Source organism: Pseudomonas sp. NPDC085632, from assembly GCF_044541255.1.
Classification (GTDB): Bacteria; Pseudomonadota; Gammaproteobacteria; order Pseudomonadales; family Pseudomonadaceae; genus Aquipseudomonas.
On sequence record NZ_JBITSX010000046.1, the window covers coordinates 1 to 25,453 of the forward strand.

Here is a 25,453-nt window from a genome sequence, read left to right on the forward strand (position 1 = left end):
AAAACCACCTGCTGGATGCGCGTCGCCAGCGGCTGGGCCGGCGCCGCGTACGGCGGCATCGCCATCCCGCGCATCGGCATGGAAGTCCTCGTCACCTTCCTTGAAGGCGATCCCGACCAGCCGCTGGTCACCGGTTGCCTGTACCACAAGGAAAACGTCGTCCCCTACGACCTGCCGGCCAACAAGACCCGCAGCACCTTCAAAACCCTGAGCTCACCGGGCGGCAAGGGTTACAACGAGTTCCGCATCGAAGACAAGAAAGGCGTCGAGCAGATCTACATCCACGCCCAACGCGATTGGGACGAGAACATCGAGCACGACCAGAAAATCCGCGTCGGCAACGAACGGCACGACACCGTCGAAGCCAACACACTGAGCGAGTTCAAAGTTGAGGAGCATCGGATGACGCATCTGGATCGTTTCAGTGAGATGCGCGCGGATGATCACCTGACCGTGGGTGTCACGCAGCACCTGAAAGTGGGCACTGCGCAGTTGGTCGAGGTAGGGTCCGAAATCCACTATCACGCTGGCGACAAGGTTGTGGTCGAGGGAGGCATGGAACTCACCGCCAAGGCTGGCGGCAGTTTCGTCAAGGTCGATGCCGGTGGCGTGACCATCAGCGGTGCGCAGGTGAAAACCAACTCCGGCGGATCGCCGGGGTCCGGTACCGGCATTGCGATCAAGCTGCCGATAGCGTTGACACCTGCTGGCGCCGATTCCGCCGGTAAAACCCTCAGCGCAGCGCCAATCAACACACCAACAGCCGCGGCATCGCTCACAACACCGTCGTCTGCAGCCGCGCCGAGCGCCGCAGAAACCCGGCTCATCCAGCAAAACATGCAGGCGCAGACATTGGTGGCCGCCGCAAAAACCGGCGTGCCTTTCTGCGAGATCTGTAACCGATGAGCCAGTTTCGACCCAGCCTCTACGAATGGTTGACCACCGAACTCTGGCCAAAAGGCTGGCGCCCGAACGCGCCTAAGGTCTACGCCTTGCTCGACGCCGCTCGCGACCCACGCATCGAATCGCTGGTCCGCAGCAGCGGCGCTGAATTTTCCTGCCTGTACGCAGGAGAACTTGCGCCGAGCCTGTCGGCAGCCGCGCCCTATCTGCTGCACCTCGATCCGCAGCAGGCGCACACTTGGCGACTGCTCGAAGACAGTTGGGGACAGAGTTGGGGCATTTTCGTCACCGCCCCCGCGCAGGTGTCCCTGGACGAATTACGCGGCCACTTTAGAACCTTGCTGCGAGTGACCGACCCGGAGGGCAACCTGCTGGTGTTCCGCTTCTACGACCCCAGAGTCCTGCGCGTTTACCTGCCGACCTGCACACCCCAGGAGCGTGCCGCGATGTTCGGTCCGGCGAGCCAACTGATCACCGAAACCAGCACCGGCCATTCATTGATTGTTTACCCGGCAGATCCTGCGGGCGGGCCGGCGGCGCGGGTCAGTGGCTGGCCGTCGGCTGATGCGGGCGGATGAAACGTTTTCAACAGACATTTCAACGTCATCTGCTCCATACACCGAGAAAACAACAATCATGGAATCCATTACTTGAAGCGTTTTGTGGCTTTTGTTTCCTGTGCTCGCACCCTGTAGCGCTGGCCCGCTCCTGTACCCCGATTCGCCCTGACCATGCCTGAATTGTTGAGGGCTCAGACCGGAGAAATCGTTGCCAGCAAGCCGATCAAAATAGTGAGGGCCAGAAAACCACCCAGGAAAATCGCCATCTTGTTCATTTTGCTCTCCTCAATGCTCAGCTTGCGGTGCACCGGACACTTCGGGATGAAGGATTGTCGTGAGTGACCGAACTGTGGGGCTATTTTGAGCGGATGACTGAACCGGTAACAGAGGCAGATCCAGCGAAAAAATACGGATCAGATGCGCATCTGATCTGCTTGAGCCATTGGCCGACATTCAGATCGCCGCACAGGGGTCCACTTTCCGAGCGATTGATCTAGAGTCATAGCCGTCGCGAGTACAACAACAAAAATCCCGGAGTGAACATGACCGACCTGAACCTGCAACCCAACGTCGCCGAATCGCTGAAGCACTGGCACGAAATGATCCGCACCGGCAACCTCAGCGCCCTGCCCGGCCTGCTCGACCCGCAAGCCGTGTTCCGCTCGCCGATGGCGCACACGCCCTATCCGGGCGCGCCGGTGGTGTCGATGATTCTCAACACGGTGTTCGAGGTGTTTGAGGATTTTCAATATCACCGTGAACTGGCGACGGCGGATGGGTTGAATGTGATTCTGGAGTTCAGTGCAAAGGTTGGAGCGAAGGCGTTGAAGGGGATCGACATGATTCGCTTTGATGAGAGTGGGAAGATTGTCGAGTTTGAGGTGATGGTGCGGCCGTTGAGTGGGTTGCAGGCGTTGGGGGAGGAGATGGGGCGGCGGCTTGGGGGTTATCTGGCTGCCGCAAAAATCTGATTTTGCTTTGAATAATCAGTAATTGATAAAAAACGAAGCCAGGTTATTCCCCGCTTATGAACAATGCGGGGTTTGGCTTTAAGATTACACCCACTTCAATGCACAATACCTCCAAAGACACTCTCTCAAGAATTATCCAACATAAGAATCCGGCATTCGCCATGAGAAAAAACAGAAAGCTTTTTGACATGTCCCTGGACCACGAAACCAACGACACTTATATTTGCCGCGAGTGCCTTGGCGACACTTTCTTGAAAAAAGCAATAATAGACTTCGCAAAAAAGCCTTGTCACTCCTGCCAGAAATCCAGTAATGGCTGCATTACAATAAAAATAATTTCGACGATGATTATATCTATCATAGAAGAACATTTTGAAATCCATGGAGCCAGTAAAACAAATCAGGAACCACTGACCCTAGGCCAAGTCACTGCACAAATAATAGTATGCAGCAACACTGAAATCTGCGAGCTAATCGCAACCCACCTACTATCTGATTTAGCTGACGAAAAAAAGACTCTATTTTCCGCAACAAACAAATATCAACAAAAGAAACGCGCATTTGATTCAGAAGAACAACGGCATGCATTTTTTCTAGCAGAATGGAATATCATTACTACCAAGCTCACGCACGCTCAAAGATACTTCAATGACGACGTGCAAGACTTCTTTCGATCTTTATTTACGGAAGCTACGGATGCTACAACAGAAACGCTATTTGAAACCAAGTCTACAATCGTCAAAAAAATAGACCCCGGACTTGAATTATTCAGAGCACGCCGTATGGATAGCCCTGAAAGTAAAAAACAAATATGCGAAAACCCCGAAAAATGGCTTGGAGCTCCACCCAAAGAAGCCGCTGGCCACAACCGAATGAATTCAGCGGGTATTCCGCTCTTTTACGCGGCAAAAGACAGGAGAACAAGCATTGCTGAAGTCCGCCCATCTCTTGGCGATTCGATTGCCATTGGTAAATTCGTAACCAAAAAAACCCTCACTTTTTTTGATTTCACCGGCTTTAATTATCCATGGAAGCACGAAGAGCTGAGTTTTTTTGAAAACAACTATACGGTAAGGGCGAACCAACGCGAGTTTCTGCGCTACTTCCACGACATCATTTGCCAACCTGTCCGCAGTGACGGGACTGGCTATATTATCACTCAAGCGATGGCGGAGTTTCTTGCAAGCAAACACCGCATAAAGTTTGATGGAATCATTTATAAATCAGTACAAGAACAAAACGGAATTAATTACACCATATTCAGCGAAAAACCTCGCGACTCTGAAATCACCGACAAAGACTGGCAACCGACATTTCCTGTGGCTTTCATAGGCGAGCCCGCATTTCAAACGGTGACAAGCATAAGTTATGAGTGCACTCCAGAAAAAACGATCAAATAGTAGAGCACAATAAAGCCTAAGACGCGCATCAAGTTAAATCTTTCATCCAAGACTTCGAACAACTAGTTCTATTTATAATAAAAAACCCGCTGACCATTACCGGCTCAGCGGGTTTTTATGTTTCAGCTTCAACAACTCAAGCGAACCACCATTCAGGTGGAGTACTCAAATCACAGCGCCATGTCACGTGCAGCATTTTCCTTCGGTGCTTCAACTTTTCCAGCGGCAGGTGCAGCAGGGGCAGCAACCTGACCAATCACCGGAGGCGTCGGCAGTTCGAGGATCTTGGCGGTGTAGGCCCATTCTGCAGCCACTTTGGCTGGATCGCTGTTCAACTGAGTGCCGTAGCTTGGCACGATCTGGTGCAGCTTGGTTTGCCACTCTGGGCTAGCCACTTTGTCTTTGAAGACTTTCTGCAGCACGCTCAGCATGATCGGTGCAGCGGTCGACGCGCCTGGCGATGCGCCCAGCAGGCCGGCGATGGAGCCGTCTTGTGCAGCAACGATTTCGGTGCCCAGTTTCAGCACGCCGCCAGCGGCTTCATCACGCTTGATGATTTGCACGCGTTGGCCGGCCTGCCACAGGCGCCAGTCTTCGGCTTTGGCGTTCGGGAAGTATTCCTTCAGCGCGTTCAGACGGTCTTCATCCGACAGCATCAGTTGGCCAGCGAGGTACTCGACCAGCGGGTATTCCTTGATGCCGACCTTGGTTATCGGCCAGATGTTGTGGGTGGTGGTGCTGGTCAGCAGGTCCAGGTACGAGCCTTCCTTGAGGAACTTGGTGCTGAAGGTCGCGAATGGGCCAAACAGGATGACGCGTTTGCCGTCCAGAACACGGGTGTCCAGGTGCGGAACGGACATCGGTGGTGCGCCAACCGACGCTTTACCGTAGGCCTTGGCCAGGTGCTGTTCAGCGATGGCCGGGTTATCGGTCACCAGGAACGAGCCACCTACCGGGAAGCCAGCGTATTCCTTGGCTTCAGGAATACCCGATTTCTGCAGCAGGTGCAGTGCACCGCCGCCCGCGCCGATGAACACGAACTTGGCGTCGGTTTCGGTTTTAGTGCCGTCTTTCAAGTTTTTGTAGCTGACGCGCCAAGTGCCGTCGGCATTCTTGGTGATGTCCTGGACTTCGCTCGACAGTTTCAGATCGAAGTTAGGCTTGGTCTGCAGGTACGTCGCGAACTGGCGGGTGATTTCGCCGAAGTTCATGTCGGTACCCAGCGGGCTCCAGGTGGCCGCGATTTTCTGGTTCGGGTCACGCCCTTCCATCATCAGCGGGACCCACTTCTTGATCACAGCCGGATCTTCGGAGTACTGCATGCCGGCGAACAGCGGGCTCGCTTGCAGGGCCTCGTAGCGCTTTTTGAGGAACTTGATGTTGTCATCGCCCCACACAAAGCTCATGTGCGGCGTGGTGTTGATGAACGAGCGAGGGTTCTTCAGAACGCCTTGCTGAACCTGCCAGGCCCAGAACTGACGGGAGACCTGGAACGCTTCGTTGATCTCGACGGCTTTCGGGATCGTTACGTTGCCTTTGTCGTCTTCCGGGGTGTAGTTCAGCTCGGCAAGTGCCGAGTGACCGGTACCGGCGTTGTTCCAGCCGTTGGAGCTTTCCAGGGCGACGCCGTCGAGGCGCTCGACCATTTCCATCGACCAGCTTGGCTCCAGCTCATTGATCCACACACCGAGGGTGGTGCTCATGATGCCGCCGCCGATCAGCAGAACGTCGACTTTCTTTGCTTCGTCAGCATTGGCGGATGTCATCCCCATCGCCAAAGCCAGACCCAGCAGGGCTGTGTTCACTTTCTTAAACATCTGTTGCACCTATGATAAAACGCCTTCCGCCCGCCGCTGTTATCTGTATGCGATCCGCTTTGATGACGCTCAGGCTAGCGTCTGGGATTGCAGCACACTTCAATTTTGACGGGTGGGCACACAAGGCCGACATGCCGCATCGACCTCAGTTAATGTCCCTTCTGAACTGACTTCTTATCATTATTGGCTTCAGCTACTTGAGCGACAGGGATTCCGTCGGCCCGCCCGAAGGCAAGCAAACTGAATAAGGTCAAACCAAGTTGGCGCGAAGAATATCACGTCAGGGCAAACCCGCGCGTCTGTTCCCGACTTGAGAGTCTTTTTCCGCTCAGGACACTATCGGCCGACGAAGGCTGAACATGACCCCTGAAGACTGAGGATGTGGAAGGAGTGCCTAAGTTCTGGATAACCTGCTAAGTTGTACGATGACTGACGAATGTTCGAGCAGTCATCACCCATAACAACAAGGAAACAACTTCCATGACCAAAACCCGACTCCTCATCGGTTTCCTCTGCGCCTTTAACGGCTACGCCATGGCCGCCGCTGCCCCGGCAGAGAAAGATGTCGCCCAAGCGGTCGATCATCTGACCCAGGCGATGCTGCACAAGGACATCGCCGAACTGAACGTACTCACCGCGCCCAACCTGACCTACGGCCATTCCAGCGGCAAGATTCAGGACAAGAAAGAGTTCATTGCTGACATCGAAACCGGCAAGAGCGCGTTCAAAACGTTAGAGATGCAGAATCAGACCATCACGCTGTCCGGCGATACTGCACTGGTGCGCCATCACTTTTCCGCGCAGGCGTTGAAGGGCACTGAGGTGATACCGACCGAAATCGAGAACTTTCAGATCTGGCAGAAGCAGGATGGTAAATGGTTGCTGGTGGGGCGGCAGGCGTTCAAGTTTTAAGGCCAGTGATCTAGCCTGAATGGATGTTGATTGTGCCGGCCTCTTCGCGGGCAAGCCCGCTCCCACAGGGTTCGATGTTGTGAATGCAATTTTGTTTACACCACCGCCCACTGTGGGAGCTGGCTTGCCAGCGATGAGGCCGGTTCAGACACCGAAACCGCATTTGACCCAACGGCTATCACAACCGAAACCGATCCACCGACTGCGCCAACTGCCCCGCCAGACTCGACAATTCATCCGTGGTATTCGCCGTTTGCCCGATCACCCGGCTATTGCCCTCGGACATCCCGGCAATCATTTCCACCTGATGGGCAATCTCGTTACTGGCCTGGCTCTGTTCGCCAATCGTGCGGGTGATGTCGTTGACCAGTTGTGTCGTGCTCAGCGTCGCCTCGAGGATTTCGCGGATGGCCCGCTCGACATTCGCTGTCACCGCCATGCCCTTGTCGACCTGGGCGACACCCGCCTCCATGCTGCTGACCGCCTCGCGGGTACTGTGTTGAATGCGCGCAACCATCGCGGCGATTTCCTGGGTCGAGGCGCTGGTGCGCGCCGCCAGGCTGCGTACTTCATCCGCGACCACCGCAAAGCCCCTGCCCTGTTCCCCGGCCCGGGCCGCTTCAATGGCAGCATTGAGCGCCAGCAGGTTGGTCTGGTCGGCGATACTCTTGATCACCTGAATGATGTTGAAAATGGCTTCGGATTCCTGATCCAGCGTGCGGATCACCTGTGCCGACTGTTGTGCTGATCGGGCGATATCGTCCATGTCGCTGACCACTTGATGAATCACTCCGCCGCCCTCCTTGGCCAGCGTCTCGGCCTGACTGGCCATGCTCAGGGCACGTTCGGCGTGGCGGGTGATTTCCTCGATGCTCGCGGTCATCTGGCTGGCGGCGGCGGCCATGGTGCCCGCGGCGACGCTTTGTTGCTGGCTGCTATCGGCGACCTGATGGCAGCCGTGGCTGAGTTGTTCGCTCATGCCACTGACGCCGTGAGCATTGCGCCGCACCACGTCGATCATGTTGCGCAAGTCTCGCTGCATGGTCGCCAGCGTGCGGATCAGGACACTGGCTTCATCCTTGCCGGACGGTTCGGCAATCGGCTCGCTGAGGTTACCGTGGGCGATGCTTTCGGCGATGCGACTGGCGGTCTTCAACGGCCCCATGATGCTCAGAATGACCCAGCGCCCCTGAATCAACAGCAGCACAAGGCTGGCGAGCAACACCACACCGAGCGCGACGTTGGCATTGCGGATGGCCGCTTCAGTGCCTGCGCTGGTCTGCCGGGTATTTGACTCGATCAACTCGCTCAAAGCGGCCATCTGTTCTTCGAGCTGACTGAATGCCGTGTTGAACGTGCCCAGCTCCTGTTGAGCGGCATCAGGATTGTCCAGCGCCAGCCCGACGATCCGCTCGCCCGCGTTGATGTAGGTATCGAGGCTCGGTTTGATCTGCTCCAGCGCCGTGCGCAATGTCGGGTTGATCGGCAACTTGAGGTTCTCCTCGAGCACCTCGCGAAAATGCCCCGCATGCTCGTTGATCGAATCGCGCACCTCGGTCGCCGTGCTGGTGCTTTTGCCCAGTCCAACCAGCATCGCCGAGTAGACATCGGCGCGCAGGGCGTCGTGCATCATGTCGGCTTCCATGTGGTTGCGCAGCGCGCTCATGCTGACCGCGTTGTCGCTGACCGCCGAGGCCATCCGCTGGTTGCCGACGTAACTGACCAGACTCACGATCAAGGCTGTCAGCAGACTTGTCACAATCAGCAACACTAAACGCAGTTTGATCGACACCGGGTTTTCCTCCTTGGCCACGCCCGTAAGCGCTTGTCAGCCTTCAGTTAAGCCTATTTGCGCAGGTCTGCCGGACCAGAGCGTGTCAGCCGGTGTCGGCATGCAGGCAGACTGCCGCAAAACTTTCGGATTGCGCGGCAAGTCTCACTTTTCAACGCGCACGGCCAACGCCTTCATCACCGGTTAATGCCGGCAGGCTATTGAGTCCGTCGTTTTGAATTCTCATGCAGCAAAAGGAAACGCTTATGAAACGCGCATTGTGGTTGGGTTTGCTCGGCACCTTCGCCATCGGTACCGCACACGCGGCGACGGAGAAAGTCGCCATCAATCTGGTCAGCGCCGACGGCGCGCCGCAGGCAATCGGCTCGGTCACCATCAGTGAAACCGCGTACGGCCTGTTGTTCACGCCCGACCTGAAATCCTTGCCGGCCGGCGTGCACGGTTTCCACGTGCATGAAAACGGTAGCTGTGAAGCCGGCATGAAGGACGGCGTGAAAGGTGCCGCACTGGCCGCGGGCGGACATTTCGATCCGCAAAAAACCGGTAAGCACCTCGGCCCTTACGCCGACGGTCATCTGGGTGATCTTCCGGCGGTTTACGTGAGCGCTGACGGCATCGCCAACTATCCGGTACTGGCGCCGCGTCTGAAAAAGATTTCCGAGATTAAAGGTCACGCCCTGATGATCCACGCCGGTGGCGACAACCACGCCGACATGCCCAAACCGTTGGGCGGTGGCGGTGATCGCATGGCCTGCGGGGTGATCTGAGCCGTCGCAGTTTGAAGGCCGGGCAACCCGCACGGGTGTTGCCCGCGTCTGTCTTGCAATAACGCAGACTTTCCGGCCATGCGGAACTCCCGCCCGCCGCGCCCCTCTCACATTATGTAGTCCTTCCCTTTTTGCTTCGCGCTTGTGGAGGAACACCGTCATGCGCAAGTTAGTGCTCGTTTCTTCTTTACTCTTATGCCTGCCGGTCGGTTCGGCGTTGGCCCGCGTTGATGCGGGAGACGTTGCCACCTCGGCCGGTGTCTCCGCGTCGCTGTACTCGACCTTCAAGGATCACAAAATGGTGATTCCGGCCCGTGACGACTTGTCTGCATTTGTCGCCAGTGGCGGGGCCATTCGTGGGGTTTATCTTGAATCGGTGCTGCAACAGGTCCGCCAGAATAACCCTGGCCTCGACGCCAGTGATGAAGATCTGGCCAACGCGATTCTGGTGCATTACGAAGGCCTGAATCAGTAGCCATCACGGATAAAGCAGCCGATGGATGGCCGCTGAAGGCGCATAGGCAAAACTGTCCGACGGCCTCTATGATGGAGGCCATGACGACTTCTGTGCCCTTGCGCTCACCCTGCCCGCCCGGCGCCTGCAATTGCGGGCGCGACCCGTTGCTGGAGACGCCCGGCGCGGATGTGCGCATCCTGCGCCTGACCCGCGAGGAGGAGAAACGCCTGCTCGCGCGCCTTGAAATGCTCAAGGACTTGAATGACCTCAAACATCTGCAACAGCGGATGTTCGAGCAACTGGGGATTCGCGTTGACGTCGCCCCTGGGTTCAATGAAGTCCGCACCATGCGCGGCATTGCTATTCAGATCGACGAATTACCGGGCTTGTGCCGCAAGACGCGCACAGCGATTCCAGCCGCCATCCGTCGCGGCCTGGAAAATCACCCGGAAATCGCCTTCGAATTGCTCAACGCCCACGACTTGCTGCGCGACACCTGATCATTTTTTCAGACCCAGGCGTTTGCGCATCTCGGCCGTGATGCTCTGACGGGTTTTCTTCATGTCGGCCCACGGTTCGTTGCCAACCTCCGCCAGCCGCTCATGAACGTTATGCACGTTCCACTGATTGCCGCCCTTTATTTCAGCGACCTCTTCACGAAACAGCGGCACCGACACCGGCAGACCTTCGCGGGTTCGTGCAGCGTAAGCGCAGATCGTGGTCGCGCCCAGGCCGTTGCGCAGGTAATCGATAAAGATCCGCCCGACGCGATTTTTCGGCCCGGACACCGCTGAAAAGCGGTCCGGCAATAGCTTGGCAATATGACTGACGATGGCGTGGCTGAAATCCTTGACCTCATCCCAGCCGAGTTTGCGGGTTAGCGGCACCACCAGATGAATGCCCTTGCCGCCGCTGGTTTTGAGAAACGCCTTGAGGCCCAGTTCATCGAGTACGGTCAATGTCAGCGCCGTCGCTTCGACCATGCTTTTCCACGGCAGCGACGGATCCGGGTCGAGGTCGAGGACGAAGCGATCGGGCTTGTCCAGATCGACCGTGGTCGCGTTCCAGGTGTGCAGTTCGACGGTGCTCATCTGCACCGCGCCAATCAGCGCTTCGGCATTGTTGATCAGCATCACCGGTTGCCCGGTGACATCCTTGTCCAGCGTGGTGATGCCAGGGATCGCCAGGCGTTCGGCGTTTTTCTGGAAGAACAGTTCGCCGGCAATACCGTCCGGGGCGCGCACCAGGGCCACCGGGCGATCCTTGAGTTGCGGCAGAATCCATTCGGCGACGCTGGCGTAATACTCGGCCAGTTGCATCTTGGTCGTACCGCTGACCGCGTCGATCACCCGGTCCGGGTGCGTGATGCGCACCTTGCCATTGGCCAGGCCGAGCTGTGACGGTGCCGTGTCAGTGTTGCTCACCGGGGCTTTTTTCGTCGGTTTCGTCGTGGCGGTTTTCTTCTCTGCAGTCTTCACCGGTTTCGCTCGCTCCTCAGTAATGGCTTTGGCCGGTTTGTCATTGCGCAAGCCATGGAACACGGCGTGGCGCACCGAACCGTCCTTGGTCATTTCGGCAAACGCGACTTCCGCCAGCAGTTTCGGCTTGAGCCAATGCACGCCTTTGACCTCGAAGCCGCTGGGTGGGTTGACCACCGCAGCCTTCTTCGCCTGCAACGGTTTGAGTTGAGCCAGAATGCTTTTCAACGTCGATTCGTTGAAGCCCGTGCCGACCTTGCCGGCGTAGCGCAACTCGCCGCTGTCGCGGTCATGCAGCCCCAACAGCAATGCGCCGAACGCACTGCGCGAGCCTTTCGGATCGGTGTAACCGACGACCACGAATTCCTGACGGTGTTTGCACTTGAGCTTGATCCAGTCGCCACTGCGCCGCGACACATATGGCGAGCCGAGGCGTTTGCCGATCAGGCCTTCCATCTGCATCTGGCAGGCGCTGTTGAGCAGGGCGTCCGGGGTTTCGTCGAACGCTTCGGAGAATCGCAGCAATGGTTGTTCATGGCTGCCGAGCACCGTGGCCAGCGCCGCGCGACGTTCCTCGACCGGCACTTCACGCAGGTCGACACCGTTGAGATACGGCAGATCGAACAGGTAGTAGAGAATGTTGCCGCTACGTCCCGCCTCAAAGGCATTTTGCAGGGCCTGAAAGTCCGGTACGCCTTGTTCATTGGCGACGACCATTTCACCGTCCAGCCATGCGGATTCCAGCCCCAGCGCAGCCAAAGCTTGCGCCTGTTGCGGTAACTTGTGGGTCCAGTCGTGACCGTTGCGGGTAAACAGTTGCACTTGATCATGATCGATGCGCGCCATGATCCGGTAGCCGTCGAATTTGATCTCGTAGCTCCACTGCCCTTCGGGTGCGCTGTCGACCAGCGTGGCCAGCTCCGGCTTGAGTTGCGTCGGCAATTTCGCCTTGTGCGCGCCGGTGAGCTTGCCGGTCGCGGGTTTGCGGGTCTTGCCCGCGGGCTTCTTTAACGGTTTGCTTTGCTCGGCGGCCAGTTTGGGTTTGCCCACTATCGTGCGTTCGCTCAGCACGCTGTCCGGTTCGGCCACCAACACATCGTAATCATCCTGCGGCCGTGCGGCGCTGTCCTGATGCTTGATCAGAAACCAGTTCTCCTTCTTGCCCGGCATGTGCGTGCGCACCAGGTTCCAGATGCCGGCGAGCTTTTCGCCTTGCAGCTCGAACTTGAGCTTGCCCTTGGCGTAGGCCTTGTGCGGATCCTCCAGAGGTATCCACACGCCGCGATCCCAGACGATCACATCACCAGCGCCGTAATGCCCTTCGGGAATGCTGCCCTCGAACGTTGCGTAATCGAGCGGATGATCCTCGACATGCACCGCCAGCCTCTTGACCTTGGGGTCGAGCGATGGTCCTTTCGGCACCGCCCAGCTCTTCAAGGCGCCATCGAGTTCCAGGCGAAAGTCGTAATGCAAGTGCGAAGCGTCGTGCTTCTGGATGCAGAACTGCAACGCGTGATCGGTGCCGGTTTTACGCCCTGAGCGCTTGACGGCGGCCGGTTCCGACGTCGCCGAAAAATCGCGCATGCGGTTGTAGTCGTCGAGGTTCCTGTTCATCGTGCACCTGCCTTGTTTCAGCCCATTCGGGTCACGGTCAGCGCCACCACCGCGATCCGGTCGACCCGTTGATAGCCGGGGTTGAGCAGTTCTTCACCGAAGACATCCGGATCAAGTTCGCGGTACGTCCAGCCAAAGCGCTGCTCATCCAGTCGTGGCAGCACGGTGTCGAGAAACGGATCGCGACCATCGACCATCGCCACGCCGGTGTAGAGCAACAGCGAGCCGCCGGGCGCCAGTCGATTCAGCGCCTGTTCGACAATACGCAACGACAGCCCTGCCCCCAGCGTTCCGCCACCGTGGCGATAGGCGCGTTCCGCCGGATCGGCCATGTACGGCGGGTTGGCGACGATCAGGTCAAATTCACCGTCGACACCCTGCAACAGATCACTGGCGTGCACTTCGACATTGGCGACCTCTGCCAGTGCCGCATTGATCGCGGTCAGACGCAGTGCCGCAGGGTTGATGTCCAGCGCCAGGACTTGCGCCTCGCGACGGGCGCGGCCGATCAGAATCGCACCGACGCCAGCCCCACAGCCGATATCTATTGCGCGATGGATGGGCGCGAAATTTTGCTGCAGGTGAGCGTGGATCAGTTGCGCGAAACGGTAGGTGTCGGGGCCGAAAAACACCGCATCAGCCGCCTCGGTGGGGAATGCCGAATGCACGAAGAGCAAATCATCCAGATTTGACCAGCGCACCCTACTCTTCAAGTGACCTTCGTAATTATCAATGACCTGTGCGTCTAGCAGTTGCCGCTGTTCATCGGCCGACAACAACCCCGGCGCGAATGGACGGGACCAGCCGAACACATCGCGCAAAGAGTCAGCCATCTGGCCCTCGTCACGCTGGTTGACCCGTTGATGGGTCAACGGCGTCGGCGTGGTGAACCGATACCCGTCTGCCAACAAGCGCCGGCCCAATTGCAACAGCACGAGGTCGTTGGGGCAGAGTTTTTCTTCCTGATTCATCGGCAAAGTCCTTAAGGCAAACGAGATTTGAGTTCGATAAAGTGCCGCGTGGCGAGCAGTCCGGCCGGGTGTGCATGGCGGGCCGGTGCGAGCCACGGGATCAGAATCGCCATCTGCGCCAAGCCGTCCTGACCTTGCAGCGCGGCGTTGAGCGCCTGTACGTCGGGATCCTGTTCAAGCCCTTCGATGGGCGCTGCGGTTTGACTGTGCCGGCGAGCGGGTCTGGTTTTATCCGTTGACGTCCAGTCGCCGGCAATCCAGTCGTGCACCAGTTGTTTCTCGTAGGCATTGAACACGCCAAACATCGCCGCACCATCGCCCGCGATCAGTTGCCAAAAACGACTGGCCTGCGGGTCGTCGTGGCGTTTGATCCAGCCTTTGTTCTGCAACGCCTGAAGAAAACCGGTCAATTGCTCCGGTGCGGCCAGCCATTGATTGACGGTCTGCCCTTCGAAGCGGCAGTAATCGGAGTGCATGTGTTGGGCGAATGGACATTTGCGCTCGAGCATCGCCAGCAACGCCTGCTCAAGGTCGAAACCTTCAATGATCGCGCGACTGCCCTGCCCCAGATCGTTGAGCCGATAGCCCAGCGAGACCCGGCGCAAGAACTCGGCGCGATCAGCCTCAAGCGGCAGCAGATCGAGCGCCGCTTGCACGGCTTTTTGCGCATGCCCGGTGCTCGCGTTATCGATGGTCACATGCAGGGTGAAATAGTACGGATCGATGCCTAGCTCACTGAGTTCGTAACTGCTGATCAACAAGTGCAGCGGCAGTTGTTCGTAGCCGAGGTTGTAGCCGATGACCTCGGGCAAGTAATCAGCGCCACAGACACCGAGGGCCAGTTGTATCGCGCCTTGCAAGTAGCGTTCATCGTCGATGGCACTGTTGTCCTGCAAGTCGTGCTCGGCGAGCAGTTTGCGGTAGATCACCACGTGGTTCTGCGCCGGATTGCCCTCGCCCAGTTCTTCCAGAAAGGTGCGCAACAAGCCTTGGAAACGCGGGTCCTGCCAGCGCGGCAACAGGCCGGAAAGCCAGGCGCCGTCGACCAGCTTGGTCGGTGCCACCGCTTGCAGAAAATACAGCGCGTGCGCCTTGCCACGGAAGAATTGCCGAGGCCCGCCGGCCTTGCGCTGTTGCAGATAGTCGGCGTATTGCCGGGCGACATCGGCGCAATGTTCGGCGACCCACGCGTGCCACGTTGTCGGATCTTCGGGCAGAGCATCGGTGAGTTGCGCAGCGTGTTGCAGTTGTTCCTGCAAAAACGCCCGCGCAAAGTCCTGTGAATTGTCATCGCGCAACAACGCGTCATAGATCTGTCGGATGTTCCCGGCGGCATTCATAAGATGCGGTTGGGCAGGCGCGGCTTGCAGGCGTGTCAGGACAGTCATGGCAGTTTTCTCGGTCGGTTGGCAGGACGCTGTTCCACGCGCCTCTACAGCAGCAGAGAGGCAGCGCCTGTGAAAAATTCAATCGACGTGAAAATTGCCCGGACGGACGGCCGTCTGCGCGATCCTCGCACACACTTAATTCCTCTGTAGGAGCTGCCGAAGGCTGCGATCTTTTGATTTTGATTTTAAAAAACAAGATCAAAAGATCGCAGCCTTCGGCAGCTCCTACGGGGTTACATCGTGCAATGGGTTGAGTTCGCGTAACGGTGAGGGATGGCTAACGTTCAGGAACGATGTTTTTGGGAGGGCAAAGGAATGCCTGTTGCTGCAAAGGCGTGTGGATTACGCAAGGGACGTTATAGCGAGGCTGGACGTATTTATCTGCTTACTGCCGTCGTTTACGAACGTCAGAGAGTGTTCTCGGATTGGCGTTTGGGAAGACTGCTGGTAGAGCAAATGCGTGCAGCCGATGACGAGGGAATGGTTCAGTCACTGGCGTGGGTGGTGATGCCGGATCATCTGCATTGGCTGATTGAATTGAAACAAGGTTCATTGGCAGCGCTCATGTGCCGCGTGAAATCGCGCAGTTGTCGCTCGGTCAATCTCAAGCGTGGCAGTCAGGGACGGTTATGGCAACGCGGTTACTACGACCGGGCGTTACGTCGTGATGAAGACCTTAAAGCGGCGGCCCGATACATCATCATGAACCCGTTGCGTGCCGGATTGGTTCGGCGTGTGGGGGATTACCCGTTGTGGGATGCAATCTGGCTTTGAAGATCAAAAGATCGCAGCCTTCGTCAGCTCCTACATGGAATGATGTACACCCTGTAGGAGCTGCCGAAGGCTGCGATCTTCTGATTTTGCTTTCAGGCCTGACCTTTGGCCTGCTGCTCCAGATGCACCTGCAAATCCGGGTCGATCTGCAATGCTGCCGCCAGTTCATCCAGATAACTGCGCTCGACGCCCTGCTGATCATCCACCAGCATCACGCTGGCCAAGTACATTTCGGCGGCGACGGCGGGGTCGCCATTGGCTGACTTTGCCACTTCGGCGGGGTCCAGCGGCTTGGCGACTTCGGCGTCGAGCCATTGCTGCAACTGCGGATCATCGGTGTGTTTGCCGATTTCGCTGCTGATCAGGTGTTTCTCGGATTCATCGATACGACCGTCAGCCTTGGCCGCCGCGATCAAGGCGCGCAGCACCGCATGGCTGTGTTCTTCGATTTCCGGGCCGGCAAGGAGATTCGCCGTTTGCGGGATCTGTTGCGGGGCCGCGCTGGCCTGACTGCGTTGCCAGGCCTGATAGGCCTGAAACGCCATCATGCCCAGCGACGCCAAAGCCGCATAATTGGTCCCGCCGGAGCGGCTTTGTGTGCCGCCGCCACCCAGCGCCCCACCCAAGGCGCCGCCAAGACCACCACCGGCACCGCCGCCGAGCAAACCACCAAGCAAGCCGCCCAAGCCGCCAAGTCCACCGGCGGATCCGCCGCCGCTGGCCGCGCCCGAGCCACCACCGAGCAGTCCGCCCAACAACCCGCCTAAACCACCCAAACCATCGCCGGCAGACGCTGAAGACTGTTGTCCCGCCGAGGCCTGGCCTCGCAGCAGTTGTTCGAGCAAATCGCTGGTGTTCATGACGTCATCCTCAAGCATTGGCAGTGACTGCGTCTGGCAACGATAGACCCCTCAAGCCATAGCGCCAGCACCGTTTGGCTGATGCTCGAAGCCCTGGCGGATTTCGCCCGCGTATTTTTTCGCCGGCCAGCTAAGATTGATCAATGGTGAACCTTATCCCGGCCAGACCGGTCGATAGCTGCAACCCCGACCCGGTTTGCCGGCGCCCTGCTACCCAAGGGTGATACCCGGCTTGCTTCACTTTCTGGAGAACGCCCCCGTGATATCGACCGTACACATCGCCAGGCTCAAAGCATGGGGCGCCCATGGTTTTACCGCGACTGGCGTGGTCACCGCTTTTCTGGCCACCCTCGCCCTGTTGGAAAACCAGCCGACCCATTGCCTCATGTGGCTGGGCGTGGCGCTGATTGTCGACGGCCTCGACGGCGCACTGGCGCGCAAGGTCAATGTGCAATCGGTGCTGCCGAGCTTCGACGGTTCGATCCTTGATCTGGTGATCGATTACCTGACATATGTGTTCATTCCGGCGCTGTTTATCTATCGCTACATTCCGCTGCCCGACTACACCCTGCTGCTGACCGTGTCGCTGATTCTGGTGTCGTCGCTGTTCTGTTTCTGCAACGTCAATATGAAGAGCAAGGACAACTACTTTGTCGGGTTTCCGGCGGCGTGGAATGTGGTCGCACTGTGTCTGTACATCATCGGCCCGGGGCCGTGGATTACGTTCCTGACGGTCATTGGCCTGGCGTTGCTGACCGTGACCCGAATGAAGTTTCTGCACCCGTTCCGTGTGCGCCGGTTCATGCCGATCAACATTGCGGTGACGGCGATCTGGCTGCTGTGCAGCTTGTCGCTGGTACTCAACCATCCGGTGATCAACCCGTTGGTGATGGGCTTGTGGTTGTTGATGTCGGCCTACTTTCTGGGGATCTGTATCTGGCGCACGGCGCTGGAATGGTTTGATCGGCCTCAGGTGAAATAGGCTAATAGATATCAATACAAAAGCCTGTGGGAGCTGGCTTGTCAGCGATGGCGGTAGATCTGCCAACAGCAATGTCGAATGACAGTCCGTCATCGCTGGCAAGCCAGCTCCAACAGGGATTTCCTTTGAACCGGAGATCGGCTCTTTTAGCGTTTAGTGATTACCACCTCCAGATATTCACTCGGCACCACCAGCGAACTCTCCCCCGCCCGATTCAACCGATTGAGCAAATCCGCCAGATCACTTTCCAGCGCCTGCCCGCTCTCCGGCGGCAGTGCCGCGAAGGCCTTGTGCACCGGCCCGTACCAATGGCGGAATATGTCGATGAAGTGCGCGGCCGAGCGATAGCGAAAATTGAACTCGCGCCGCGTCACGCGCAGCAGAAAATCACGGTCATCGAAATGCTTGTGCAGCCAGGCATCGGAGCCCCAATTCGAGGGGGGCTGGGCACCGGCAGGCGGGGGCAGATGCCGGCCGAGCGTCTTGAACATCTGACCGACGAAACCTTCCGGCGTCCAGTTGGCCAGACCGATCCGCCCGCCACGGCGACAAACCCGGCCCAGTTCGGCGGCAGCCTTGTCCTGGTCCGGCGCAAACATCACGCCAAAGGTCGACAGTACCGCGTCGTAACTCTCGTCAGCGAACGGCAGCGCTTCGGCATCGGCCACCTGAAACGTCACGTCCAGATGCTCTGCCCGGGCACGATCCTGCCCGCGCTCCAGCAATGCCGCGACGTAATCGGTCGAGGTGACCAGACAACCGCGCCGTGCCGCCGCCAGCGTCGCATTACCGTTGCCGGCGGCGACATCCAGTACCTCCTCGTCGCAACGCAGGTCGCAGGCTTCAGCGAGGTTTTCGCCGACGATTTGCAGGGTGGTGCCGATCACGGCGTAGTCGCCACTGGCCCACGCGACTTTCTGGCGTTCCTTCAAGGCAGTGAGATCAATCGGGGTACTCATGAACGTGAGCTCCGCTGCAGGTTGGGCCGGTGATCATTCGGCCGTGGTCGGATCGATGACCGTCACCACACGCGCCACACTGTTGGCAGGAAACCCACCGAGCCTGGCGTGTTCGCGGACCTGCTCTTCGTCTGGTGCGATGTACACGCAATAGACTTTGTCAGCGGTGACGTAACTCTGCAGCCACTGCACCTGCGGCCCAAGTTCGCGCAACGCCTGACACGACGTTTGCGACACAGCCTGAAGTTCTGCTTGCGACAGCTTTCCGGCCCCTGGAATCTCGCGTTCAATCACGAATTTCGGCATGGCAACCTCGCGCTCTTGTTATGTGGCAAGGCCGGCAGTGACCCTGCTCCTGCACTATCGCGCCGAGACCGCCCGGCGTCCCTGCCAATCGTCTGTCAACTCCGTAAAACCGGGGGTTTGCCGATGAGCGGTGGAAATCTGTAAAGCCTCTGGAACACCTAGAAAATTGCCAACGTCCCGGGATTGGTTTCTGATGCGTTCTCGCTTCTGGAACGGACTCGACTGATGTCACTGCAAATCGATTGGCTCGCGCATCACCTGCACCACAGCGACCGTTATGCTCAATGGATCCACCAACAATTCCCCTACGAATACGTCGACCACCCGCTGGACGAGTGGCAGCGTGAATTTGCCGAGGGCCAAAGCAATGGCGACTGGTCCTGCCTGATCGCCATGGACGGTGAACATCTGGTCGGCGGCGCCGCGCTGGCACGCGATGACCTCCCCCTGCGTCCCGAGCTCGGCCCATGGCTGGCCTGCGTGTTCGTCAGCCCTGAAGCGCGCGGGCAAGGTCTGGCGGAACGCTTGATTGAAGGGGTTTGCAAGAAGGCGAAAGACTGCGGGTTTACACGTCTTTATTTGCACACACAAAACAAGCAGGACTACTACGCCAAGCGCGGCTGGCAAGTCCTGGAGCGCTTTCGCGCCTGGGACAACGAACAATGGCTCATAGTCCGCGACCTCTGAGCCATTGGTTTTGCTGATCAAGCGGCAGGCGCCTTCGCCTCCTTGAGCAACTGCTGGATCATCTGCTCCTGCGTTTCGTAACGACCTTCGCCGAAGTGGCTGTAACGCACCTGGCCTTTGGCGTCGATCAGGTAATGCGCCGGCCAGTATTGATTGTCGAAGTTGCGCCAGATCGCATAGTTGTTGTCGATGGCCACCGGGTAGGTGATGCCGAGCTTTTTCACCTGATCCTTGACGTTGTCGATGATCCGCTCATAGCCGTATTCCGGGGTGTGCACGCCGATCACCACCAGGCCGTCCTTCTCGTATTTCTTCGCCCATTCTTTGACGTACGGCAGGGTGTGCTGGCAGTTGATGCAGTCGTAGGTCCAGAAATCCACCAGTACAACTTTGCCGCGCACGGATTCAGCGCTCAGTTCTGGCGAGTTCAGCCATTGCACTGCGCCGGCCAACGACGGCATCGCGCCTTTGCCCTCCTCCATCGGCGAGTCCGCGCGGACTTTGCTGATGAAGTAGTCGACCACTTTTGGCACGTTCTCCAACACGCTTTTTTCGACGCTGGCCACACCTTGGGAGGACGTGTTTGCCAGCAAGGTTTTATCGAAGCCGGTGGCAATGACCGCCGCCGTCGCGAGTACCGCAACACCGGCACCACGGCGCAACCAACCGGTGAACGGGATTGACGGTTTCAGGCGATTGACCAAGCCGCGCCCGGTAAAGATCAACGTGCCCAGCGACAAGGCACTGCCGGCGCCGTAGGCCAGCAGCAACAGGCTGGTCTGCGCGTTGGCGCCTTGCAGCATGGCACCGGTGAGGATCACGCCAAGAATCGGCCCGGCGCACGGTGCCCACAGCAGCCCTGTAGCCACGCCAAGCATGATCGAGCTCAACGGCCCGGCCTTTTTCCGGGTATCCGGGTCGAGACGATTGCCGAGCATCACGAAGGGACGTGTCAGCCAGTCGCCGATACGCGCCGAGATCAGCGACAGGGCGAACACGCTCATCACAATCAGCGCGACGTAACGGCCGCTGTTGCTGGCTTGAATCACCCATTCACTGCTGACCACCGCCAGGCTGGAGATCAGCGCGAAGGTCAGGGCCATGCCGCCGAGGGTCAACAGTATCGAAGCGCGGCTACGTTGGGCGCCGGCAAACAGAAACGGGACCACCGGCAGGATGCAGGGGCTGAGCACGGTCAGCAGACCGCCGAGGAATGCGATGAGGTACATAGTGAGTCACCCTTGATCAATGAATGTGACAGGCCATTCAAACGTTCTGGCTTTCCAGCCAATGGCTCTGCGGCGTGCGACTGGAACCGTCTGCAGCAAACATCTGGCCCTGCGGCGTGCGGCTGGCGCCGTCCGCTGCAATCTGGCCGTCGCTGCCCTGCTTGGCCACCGGTGTCAGCTGGAAGCAGGTGCCGCTGTGGCAGCTATGCTGTTCAACCGCAGCGTTTGCATGGGCAGCGACACCGGCCAGTGAGAAGGCGATGACGGTCAAAAAGCGCGATACGTTGTTCATGGCTGTTTCCTTCTATAAAGAGTGATGGCTTAGTTGTCGTTGTTGCAGCCGTCAGCGAATTTGCTGTAATCGAGCACGCGGGTCTGACCGGCCGAATCGAGGTAGGTCATGCGCGCCTCGACAATCCCGCAATTCACTGAGTTGTCCTGTTTCAGCGAGATCACTTTCTGGATATCCAGGTGAGTGCCGTAGGTGTAGGTTTGCGGGGTGACATCGGCTTCGGCGCGGGCCGACAGCGTGCAGATGTTCAGGGCGGCAAACAGGCAGGCGGCGATTACGGATTTGTTGTTCATGGCGTGTTCCTCAAGGCTTCAGTGGGTTTGAGCCGAGGCGATCGGTGTGGGCCTCGATGGAGCCTATTTGAGGCTCGCGAGGTATCGCGTCTGTGTCAGGAACAGGCGTGTTTCAATCGCTGTGTATCCCGGCCAGCGGGGGATACACAGCGATACAAAACCCTGAAAAAACCGCGTTTTTGCGTGCTCATGTATCCGTTGTCACGGCAGATACACTGCAATACAAAGGCAGGCAGGCGAGCCGCCCGAGGCTCGATAGACTGCTCGGCATTCCCCTTTGATAGAGGCTCGAACCCGATGGATCATGTCGATCACATTCTCATCGTCGACGACGACCGCGAGATCCGCGAACTGGTCGGCAACTACCTGAAGAAAAACGGCCTGCGCACCACGGTGGTCGCCGATGGCCGGCAGATGCGCAGCTTTCTTGAAGCCAACACCGTCGACCTGATTGTGCTCGACATCATGATGCCCGGCGACGATGGCCTGCAGTTATGCCGTGAACTGCGCGTGGGCAAACACAAGGCCACGCCAGTGTTGATGCTGACCGCGCGCAACGATGAAACCGACCGCATCATCGGCCTGGAAATGGGCGCCGACGATTACCTGACCAAACCGTTCGCTGCCCGCGAATTGCTCGCGCGGATCAACGCTGTGCTGCGTCGCACGCGCATGCTGCCGCCGAATCTGGTGGTCACCGAAGCCGGTCGCTTGTTGGCTTTCGGCCGTTGGCAACTGGACACCTCAGCCCGCCACTTGCTCGACAAGGACGGCACCATGGTCGCCCTCAGCGGCGCCGAATACCGCTTGCTGCGAGTGTTCCTCGATCACCCGCAACGGGTGCTCAGCCGCGATCAACTGCTCAACCTGACGCAGGGCCGCGACGCCGATCTGTTTGATCGCTCGATCGATTTGCTGGTCAGCCGTTTGCGTCAGCGTCTGCTTGATGATGCGCGCGAGCCGGCCTACATCAAGACCGTGCGCAGCGAAGGTTACGTGTTCTCGCTGCCGGTCGAGATTCTCGGTGCCCCGGCATGAGCATCAATCTGCACTGGCCGCGCACCCTCGCCTCGCGCCTGTCGCTGATTTTCCTGATCGGCCTGCTGCTCGCCCAGGCGCTGTCGTTCGGTGCGCAGTATTACGAGCGTTACCAGAGCGCCAAGAACACCATGCTCGGCAATCTCGAGACCGACGTTTCGACCTCGATTGCGATCCTTGATCGCCTGCCTGCCGCAGAGCGTCCCGACTGGCTCAAACGTCTGGCGCGAGCCAACTACGGTTACCTGTTGAGCGAAGGTGAACCGGGCACGCCGATCGAAGCCAGTGATGTTCCGGTGGCTGTCACCTCGATCACCGAAGCCATTGGTGAACGCTATCCGCTGACCTTCACCGACATTCCCGGGCCGAAGAAACACTTTCAGGGCCATCTGCGCCTGAGTGACGGCAGTCCGGTGACCATCGACGTGCGTCCCGCCATGGTCCCGTTGTCACCGTGGTTGCCGGCGGTCCTGCTCGGCCAACTGGCGCTGATGCTCGCCTGTACCTGGCTGGCGGTGCGCATTGCGGTCCGCCCGTTGACCCGGCTGGCCGACGCCGTGGAAACCCTCGACCCCAACGCCCACCCGATCAATCTCGACGAAAGCGGCCCCACCGAAGTGGTCTACGCCGCGCGTGCATTCAACACGATGCAGGCGCGCATCGCTGCCTACCTCAAAGAGCGCATGCAACTGCTGGCGGCGATTTCCCATGACCTGCAAACCCCGATCACGCGAATGAAGCTGCGCGCCGAGTTCATGGACGACTCCGCCGAGAAAGACAAACTGTGGAATGACCTCAGCGAGATGGAGCATCTGGTACGCGAAGGCGTGGCTTATGCCCGCAGCATCCATGGCTCGACCGAGGAAAGCCGCCGCACCAACATGGATTCCTTCCTCGAAAGCCTGGTGTTCGACTATCAGGACATGGGCAAGCAGGTGAACCTGGTTGGCAAGAGCGCGGCGGTCATCGACACTCGGCCCCATGCCTTGCGCCGTGTTCTGGTGAACCTGACCGACAACGCGCTGAAATTCGCCGGCGCCGCCGAAGTCTGGGTTGAAGCCAACAAGGGCAGCCTGGCGATCACCGTGATGGACCGTGGGCCGGGCATCGCTGAATCCGAACTGGCGCAAGTGCTGCAACCGTTCTACCGCGTGGAAAACTCGCGCAATCGCGATACCGGCGGCACCGGGCTGGGACTGGCCATCGCCCAGCAACTGGCCATGGCGTTGGGCGGCTCACTGACCTTGAGCAACCGCGACGGTGGCGGGTTGTGTGCGGAACTGAAACTCCCCCTGCACTCCTGATAACAGCGAAAAGCCCTGTGGGAGCGAGCTTGCTCCCACAGTGTGCGGCGCGGTTTAAGTATTCAAGATGCCAGACCGATCACCTGGTCCTCATGCATCTGCCGCAACAACATCAGGCCGTTGTCCATGAACGAATTGCTGGCGGACTGCCCGGCCTCCTGCGCCAGAGCTTGCAGCTGCTCGCGCCCTGTCAGCGGTGCAAACTCGGTGATGCGCTGTAACAAGCGCCAGGCCAGCGGGCTCAGTTCGGAAAACTTCACACTCCAGTCTGCCGTGCGCCGCACCAGCAAAAACGTCGGTTGCCCCGGTGGCGTGGCGGGCTGATTGTCCGGATCGAGTTCATGCACCGGCCAGACATACGCCAGAGGCCAGACCAACGCCGAGATTTGCAGTGGGCGTTCCAGCAACAGCGCCGGATCGGTCGGCGGCAGCGCTTGGGCATCCGATTGCTGCAAGACCATCTCAACCCATTCGTAATGCGCCAGCTCCAGTAAAAACGCCGGCCACTCACCCTCGCGCAACACTTGCGGTGGCGAAGCGAGGAAGTCGAGAAACGTTTCGGCAATCTCTCCAAATTTCGGGGTCTGCGCCCGCCAGTCGCGCAAGAACCCTCGCACCAGCAAGTGCCAGCGTTGCTCCCCGATAATCCGGATCAACACCGGAAACGTACCGCTTAACAGTTGCGATACGTTGTTGAACACCAGATCGCGATAGACGTTGACCCGCGCCACGTTCATGTCGGCCGGTGGCGACCGGTGTTCGGGATCACGCAAATACCGGGTCAGTGCCTGTTGTTGCAACGTCAGGTTATCCACGATGGCGTCCCCCCGCTTGCAAGTGGCGAATGGTCTGCAATTCGGTAACCAGCTCGGAAAAGGCCGGGAAGTTGAAATCCCGCTCCAACAAAGTGGGTTGCGCGTCAAATCGTGCGTAGGCCTCGGCCAGCAATGCCCAGACCGCCGGCTTCACCGAGGCGCCATGGGTGTCGATTTTCAGCGTGTCGGACTCATCGAAATGTCCGGCCACATGCATGCCGACCACCCGGCCTGGCTCGATACCGGCTAAAAATGCTTGCGGATCAAATCCGTGGTTGATCGCGTTGACGTAGACATTGTTGACGTCCAGCAGCAGGTCGCAATCGGCCTCGCGCAGCACGGCGTTGGTGAAGGTCACTTCGTCCATGTCCTGACGCGGCGCGGCGTAGTAGGAGACGTTTTCCACGGCCAGACGCCGGCCGAGAATGTCCTGAGCCTGACGGATGCGCGCAGCGACGTGATGCACCGCTTCTTCGGTGAACGGCAATGGCAGCAAATCATAGAGATGCCCGTCATCGCTGCAATAACTCAGGTGTTCGCTGTAGAGCGGCACATTGTAACGGTCGAGAAACACCCGCACTTCGTGCAAGAACCCGATATCCAGCGGCGCCGGCCCGCCGAGTGACAACGACAAACCGTGACAGGACAACGGGTAGCGTTCGGCCAGTTCACGCAACGCCGCGCCATGGGCGCCGCCGACGCCGATCCAGTTTTCCGGAGCGACTTCGAGAAAGTCGAAATCGCCGGTGCGGGCAGCTTGCAGGTCTTTCAGCAGGCCACGGCGCAGGCCGAGGCCGACGCTGGGTGGCGTTGATGATTGAGGAATTTGCATGGGGAAACCTCGATGGGTGGGTCTACCCAGTGGAATCGACGCCTGTATCACG

At 58.7% G+C, this 25,453-nt stretch carries 26 protein-coding genes and 1 pseudogene; 13 read left to right on the forward strand and 14 right to left on the reverse strand.

The genetic code is table 11. From position 1 onward, the window contains the following. From tssI to ACIF4X_RS23025, 4 genes are all read left to right on the forward strand, one after another. Nucleotides 1-906 (forward strand): type VI secretion system tip protein TssI/VgrG (tssI, locus tag ACIF4X_RS23010; protein WP_397483855.1); only part of this gene is annotated, 906 nt, incomplete at its 5' end. After that, nucleotides 903-1,481 carry a DUF4123 domain-containing protein gene (locus tag ACIF4X_RS23015; RefSeq protein ID WP_397483856.1) on the forward strand — a complete coding sequence of 193 codons (579 nt, stop codon included), beginning with the start codon at nucleotides 903-905 and terminating at the stop codon, nucleotides 1,479-1,481. The genes tssI and ACIF4X_RS23015, both read left to right, overlap by 4 nt. 524 nt (nucleotides 1,482-2,005) lie before the next feature. Beyond that, nucleotides 2,006-2,434, forward strand: a complete 429-nt coding sequence (locus ACIF4X_RS23020; RefSeq protein WP_397483857.1) for a nuclear transport factor 2 family protein — start codon at nucleotides 2,006-2,008, stop codon at nucleotides 2,432-2,434. Nucleotides 2,435-2,490: 56 nt separating this feature from the next. Beyond that, nucleotides 2,491-3,834: an RES family NAD+ phosphorylase gene (locus ACIF4X_RS23025; protein WP_397483858.1), complete on the forward strand. Its 1,344-nt coding sequence runs from the start codon at nucleotides 2,491-2,493 to the stop codon at nucleotides 3,832-3,834. A gap of 170 nt (nucleotides 3,835-4,004) precedes the next feature. Here the strand turns inward: ACIF4X_RS23025 and mqo are convergent, their stop codons facing one another. Further along, a complete protein-coding gene (gene mqo, locus ACIF4X_RS23030) occupies nucleotides 4,005-5,651 on the reverse strand; it encodes a malate dehydrogenase (quinone) (RefSeq protein ID WP_397483859.1) in 1,647 nt (548 codons plus the stop codon). A gap of 480 nt (nucleotides 5,652-6,131) precedes the next feature. Here mqo and ACIF4X_RS23035 point away from each other — a divergent pair, with 480 nt between their 5' ends. Continuing rightward, the gene (locus ACIF4X_RS23035) at nucleotides 6,132-6,563 is read left to right on the forward strand and encodes a nuclear transport factor 2 family protein (RefSeq protein ID WP_397483860.1); all 432 of its coding nucleotides are present in this window, start codon (nucleotides 6,132-6,134) and stop codon (nucleotides 6,561-6,563) included. Nucleotides 6,564-6,741: 178 nt separating this feature from the next. Here ACIF4X_RS23035 and ACIF4X_RS23040 read toward each other — a convergent pair whose 3' ends face one another. Together ACIF4X_RS23040 and ACIF4X_RS23045 are read right to left on the reverse strand one after the other, a co-directional pair. Then, nucleotides 6,742-7,605 (reverse strand): methyl-accepting chemotaxis protein, encoded by an 864-nt coding sequence (locus tag ACIF4X_RS23040; protein WP_397483895.1) that lies wholly within the window; start codon nucleotides 7,603-7,605, stop codon nucleotides 6,742-6,744. Further along, nucleotides 7,600-8,376, reverse strand: a pseudogene (locus ACIF4X_RS23045) (MCP four helix bundle domain-containing protein); the annotation flags it as partial. The gene ACIF4X_RS23040 and the pseudogene ACIF4X_RS23045, both read right to left, overlap by 6 nt. 224 nt (nucleotides 8,377-8,600) lie before the next feature. On the opposite strand from ACIF4X_RS23045, the gene sodC reads away from it, so the two are divergent. The 3 genes from sodC to ACIF4X_RS23060 all read left to right on the forward strand — a co-directional run bounded on the left by sodC (nucleotide 8,601) and on the right by ACIF4X_RS23060 (nucleotide 10,079). Further along, nucleotides 8,601-9,122, forward strand: a complete 522-nt coding sequence (gene sodC / locus ACIF4X_RS23050; protein ID WP_397483861.1) for a superoxide dismutase [Cu-Zn] SodC — start codon at nucleotides 8,601-8,603, stop codon at nucleotides 9,120-9,122. A gap of 160 nt (nucleotides 9,123-9,282) precedes the next feature. Next, complete coding sequence (locus ACIF4X_RS23055; protein WP_397483862.1) at nucleotides 9,283-9,597, forward strand: DUF2388 domain-containing protein; 315 nt, start codon at nucleotides 9,283-9,285, stop codon at nucleotides 9,595-9,597. Between the two features lie 80 nt (nucleotides 9,598-9,677). Next, nucleotides 9,678-10,079 (forward strand): hypothetical protein, encoded by a 402-nt coding sequence (locus ACIF4X_RS23060; RefSeq protein WP_397483863.1) that lies wholly within the window; start codon nucleotides 9,678-9,680, stop codon nucleotides 10,077-10,079. Here the strand turns inward: ACIF4X_RS23060 and ligD are convergent, their stop codons facing one another. Genes ligD through ACIF4X_RS23075 form a run of 3 tightly spaced genes read right to left on the reverse strand, consistent with a single transcriptional unit; the run spans nucleotide 10,080 to nucleotide 15,030 of the window. Then, nucleotides 10,080-12,671, reverse strand: a complete 2,592-nt coding sequence (gene ligD / locus ACIF4X_RS23065; protein WP_397483864.1) for a DNA ligase D — start codon at nucleotides 12,669-12,671, stop codon at nucleotides 10,080-10,082. It lies immediately after the preceding gene. A 17-nt stretch (nucleotides 12,672-12,688) separates the two neighbouring features. After that, on the reverse strand, nucleotides 12,689-13,642 hold the full coding sequence (locus tag ACIF4X_RS23070; protein WP_397483865.1) for a methyltransferase: 954 nt from the start codon (nucleotides 13,640-13,642) through the stop codon (nucleotides 12,689-12,691). An 11-nt stretch (nucleotides 13,643-13,653) separates the two neighbouring features. Next, complete coding sequence (locus tag ACIF4X_RS23075; RefSeq protein WP_397483866.1) at nucleotides 13,654-15,030, reverse strand: iron-containing redox enzyme family protein; 1,377 nt, start codon at nucleotides 15,028-15,030, stop codon at nucleotides 13,654-13,656. Between the two features lie 315 nt (nucleotides 15,031-15,345). On the opposite strand from ACIF4X_RS23075, the gene ACIF4X_RS23080 reads away from it, so the two are divergent. Beyond that, the gene (locus ACIF4X_RS23080; RefSeq protein ID WP_397483896.1) at nucleotides 15,346-15,804 is read left to right on the forward strand and encodes an REP-associated tyrosine transposase; all 459 of its coding nucleotides are present in this window, start codon (nucleotides 15,346-15,348) and stop codon (nucleotides 15,802-15,804) included. A gap of 92 nt (nucleotides 15,805-15,896) precedes the next feature. Here the strand turns inward: ACIF4X_RS23080 and ACIF4X_RS23085 are convergent, their stop codons facing one another. Then, nucleotides 15,897-16,664: a tellurite resistance TerB family protein gene (locus ACIF4X_RS23085; RefSeq protein WP_397483867.1), complete on the reverse strand. Its 768-nt coding sequence runs from the start codon at nucleotides 16,662-16,664 to the stop codon at nucleotides 15,897-15,899. 259 nt (nucleotides 16,665-16,923) lie between these two features. Here ACIF4X_RS23085 and pcsA point away from each other — a divergent pair, with 259 nt between their 5' ends. Further along, nucleotides 16,924-17,646 carry a phosphatidylcholine synthase gene (pcsA, locus tag ACIF4X_RS23090; RefSeq protein ID WP_007919592.1) on the forward strand — a complete coding sequence of 241 codons (723 nt, stop codon included), beginning with the start codon at nucleotides 16,924-16,926 and terminating at the stop codon, nucleotides 17,644-17,646. 146 nt (nucleotides 17,647-17,792) lie between these two features. On the opposite strand, the gene ACIF4X_RS23095 is transcribed toward pcsA, so the two are convergent. After that, nucleotides 17,793-18,605 carry a class I SAM-dependent methyltransferase gene (locus ACIF4X_RS23095; protein WP_397483868.1) on the reverse strand — a complete coding sequence of 271 codons (813 nt, stop codon included), beginning with the start codon at nucleotides 18,603-18,605 and terminating at the stop codon, nucleotides 17,793-17,795. Between the two features lie 33 nt (nucleotides 18,606-18,638). Next, complete coding sequence (locus ACIF4X_RS23100) at nucleotides 18,639-18,911, reverse strand: DUF4242 domain-containing protein (protein WP_180699504.1); 273 nt, start codon at nucleotides 18,909-18,911, stop codon at nucleotides 18,639-18,641. Nucleotides 18,912-19,136: 225 nt separating this feature from the next. Here ACIF4X_RS23100 and ACIF4X_RS23105 point away from each other — a divergent pair, with 225 nt between their 5' ends. Further along, on the forward strand, nucleotides 19,137-19,598 hold the full coding sequence (locus ACIF4X_RS23105) for a GNAT family N-acetyltransferase (RefSeq protein ID WP_397483869.1): 462 nt from the start codon (nucleotides 19,137-19,139) through the stop codon (nucleotides 19,596-19,598). 17 nt (nucleotides 19,599-19,615) lie between these two features. Here ACIF4X_RS23105 and ACIF4X_RS23110 read toward each other — a convergent pair whose 3' ends face one another. From ACIF4X_RS23110 to ACIF4X_RS23120, 3 genes are read right to left on the reverse strand one after another with little or no spacing between them, the layout of a single operon-like run. After that, entirely contained in the window at nucleotides 19,616-20,827 is a 1,212-nt protein-coding gene (locus tag ACIF4X_RS23110) for a cytochrome c biogenesis protein DipZ (RefSeq protein WP_397483870.1), read from the reverse strand. Nucleotides 20,828-20,864: 37 nt separating this feature from the next. After that, nucleotides 20,865-21,119, reverse strand: coding sequence for a hypothetical protein (locus ACIF4X_RS23115; RefSeq protein ID WP_397483871.1), 255 nt, complete (start codon nucleotides 21,117-21,119; stop codon nucleotides 20,865-20,867). A gap of 29 nt (nucleotides 21,120-21,148) precedes the next feature. Beyond that, nucleotides 21,149-21,412 (reverse strand): DUF2790 domain-containing protein, encoded by a 264-nt coding sequence (locus ACIF4X_RS23120; protein ID WP_397483872.1) that lies wholly within the window; start codon nucleotides 21,410-21,412, stop codon nucleotides 21,149-21,151. 297 nt (nucleotides 21,413-21,709) lie between these two features. Here ACIF4X_RS23120 and ACIF4X_RS23125 point away from each other — a divergent pair, with 297 nt between their 5' ends. Together ACIF4X_RS23125 and ACIF4X_RS23130 are read left to right on the forward strand one after the other, a co-directional pair. Continuing rightward, on the forward strand, nucleotides 21,710-22,450 hold the full coding sequence (locus tag ACIF4X_RS23125) for a response regulator (RefSeq protein ID WP_007919579.1): 741 nt from the start codon (nucleotides 21,710-21,712) through the stop codon (nucleotides 22,448-22,450). Further along, nucleotides 22,447-23,754, forward strand: a complete 1,308-nt coding sequence (locus tag ACIF4X_RS23130; protein WP_397483873.1) for an ATP-binding protein — start codon at nucleotides 22,447-22,449, stop codon at nucleotides 23,752-23,754. Before ACIF4X_RS23125 ends, ACIF4X_RS23130 begins: the two co-directional genes overlap by 4 nt. Nucleotides 23,755-23,816: 62 nt before the next feature. On the opposite strand, the gene ACIF4X_RS23135 is transcribed toward ACIF4X_RS23130, so the two are convergent. Continuing rightward, nucleotides 23,817-24,569, reverse strand: a complete 753-nt coding sequence (locus tag ACIF4X_RS23135) for a DUF2063 domain-containing protein (RefSeq protein WP_397483874.1) — start codon at nucleotides 24,567-24,569, stop codon at nucleotides 23,817-23,819. Continuing rightward, nucleotides 24,562-25,401: a DUF692 domain-containing protein gene (locus tag ACIF4X_RS23140; protein WP_397483875.1), complete on the reverse strand. Its 840-nt coding sequence runs from the start codon at nucleotides 25,399-25,401 to the stop codon at nucleotides 24,562-24,564. The genes ACIF4X_RS23135 and ACIF4X_RS23140 overlap by 8 nt, the downstream gene beginning before the upstream one ends. Nucleotides 25,402-25,453: the final 52 nt, after the last annotated feature.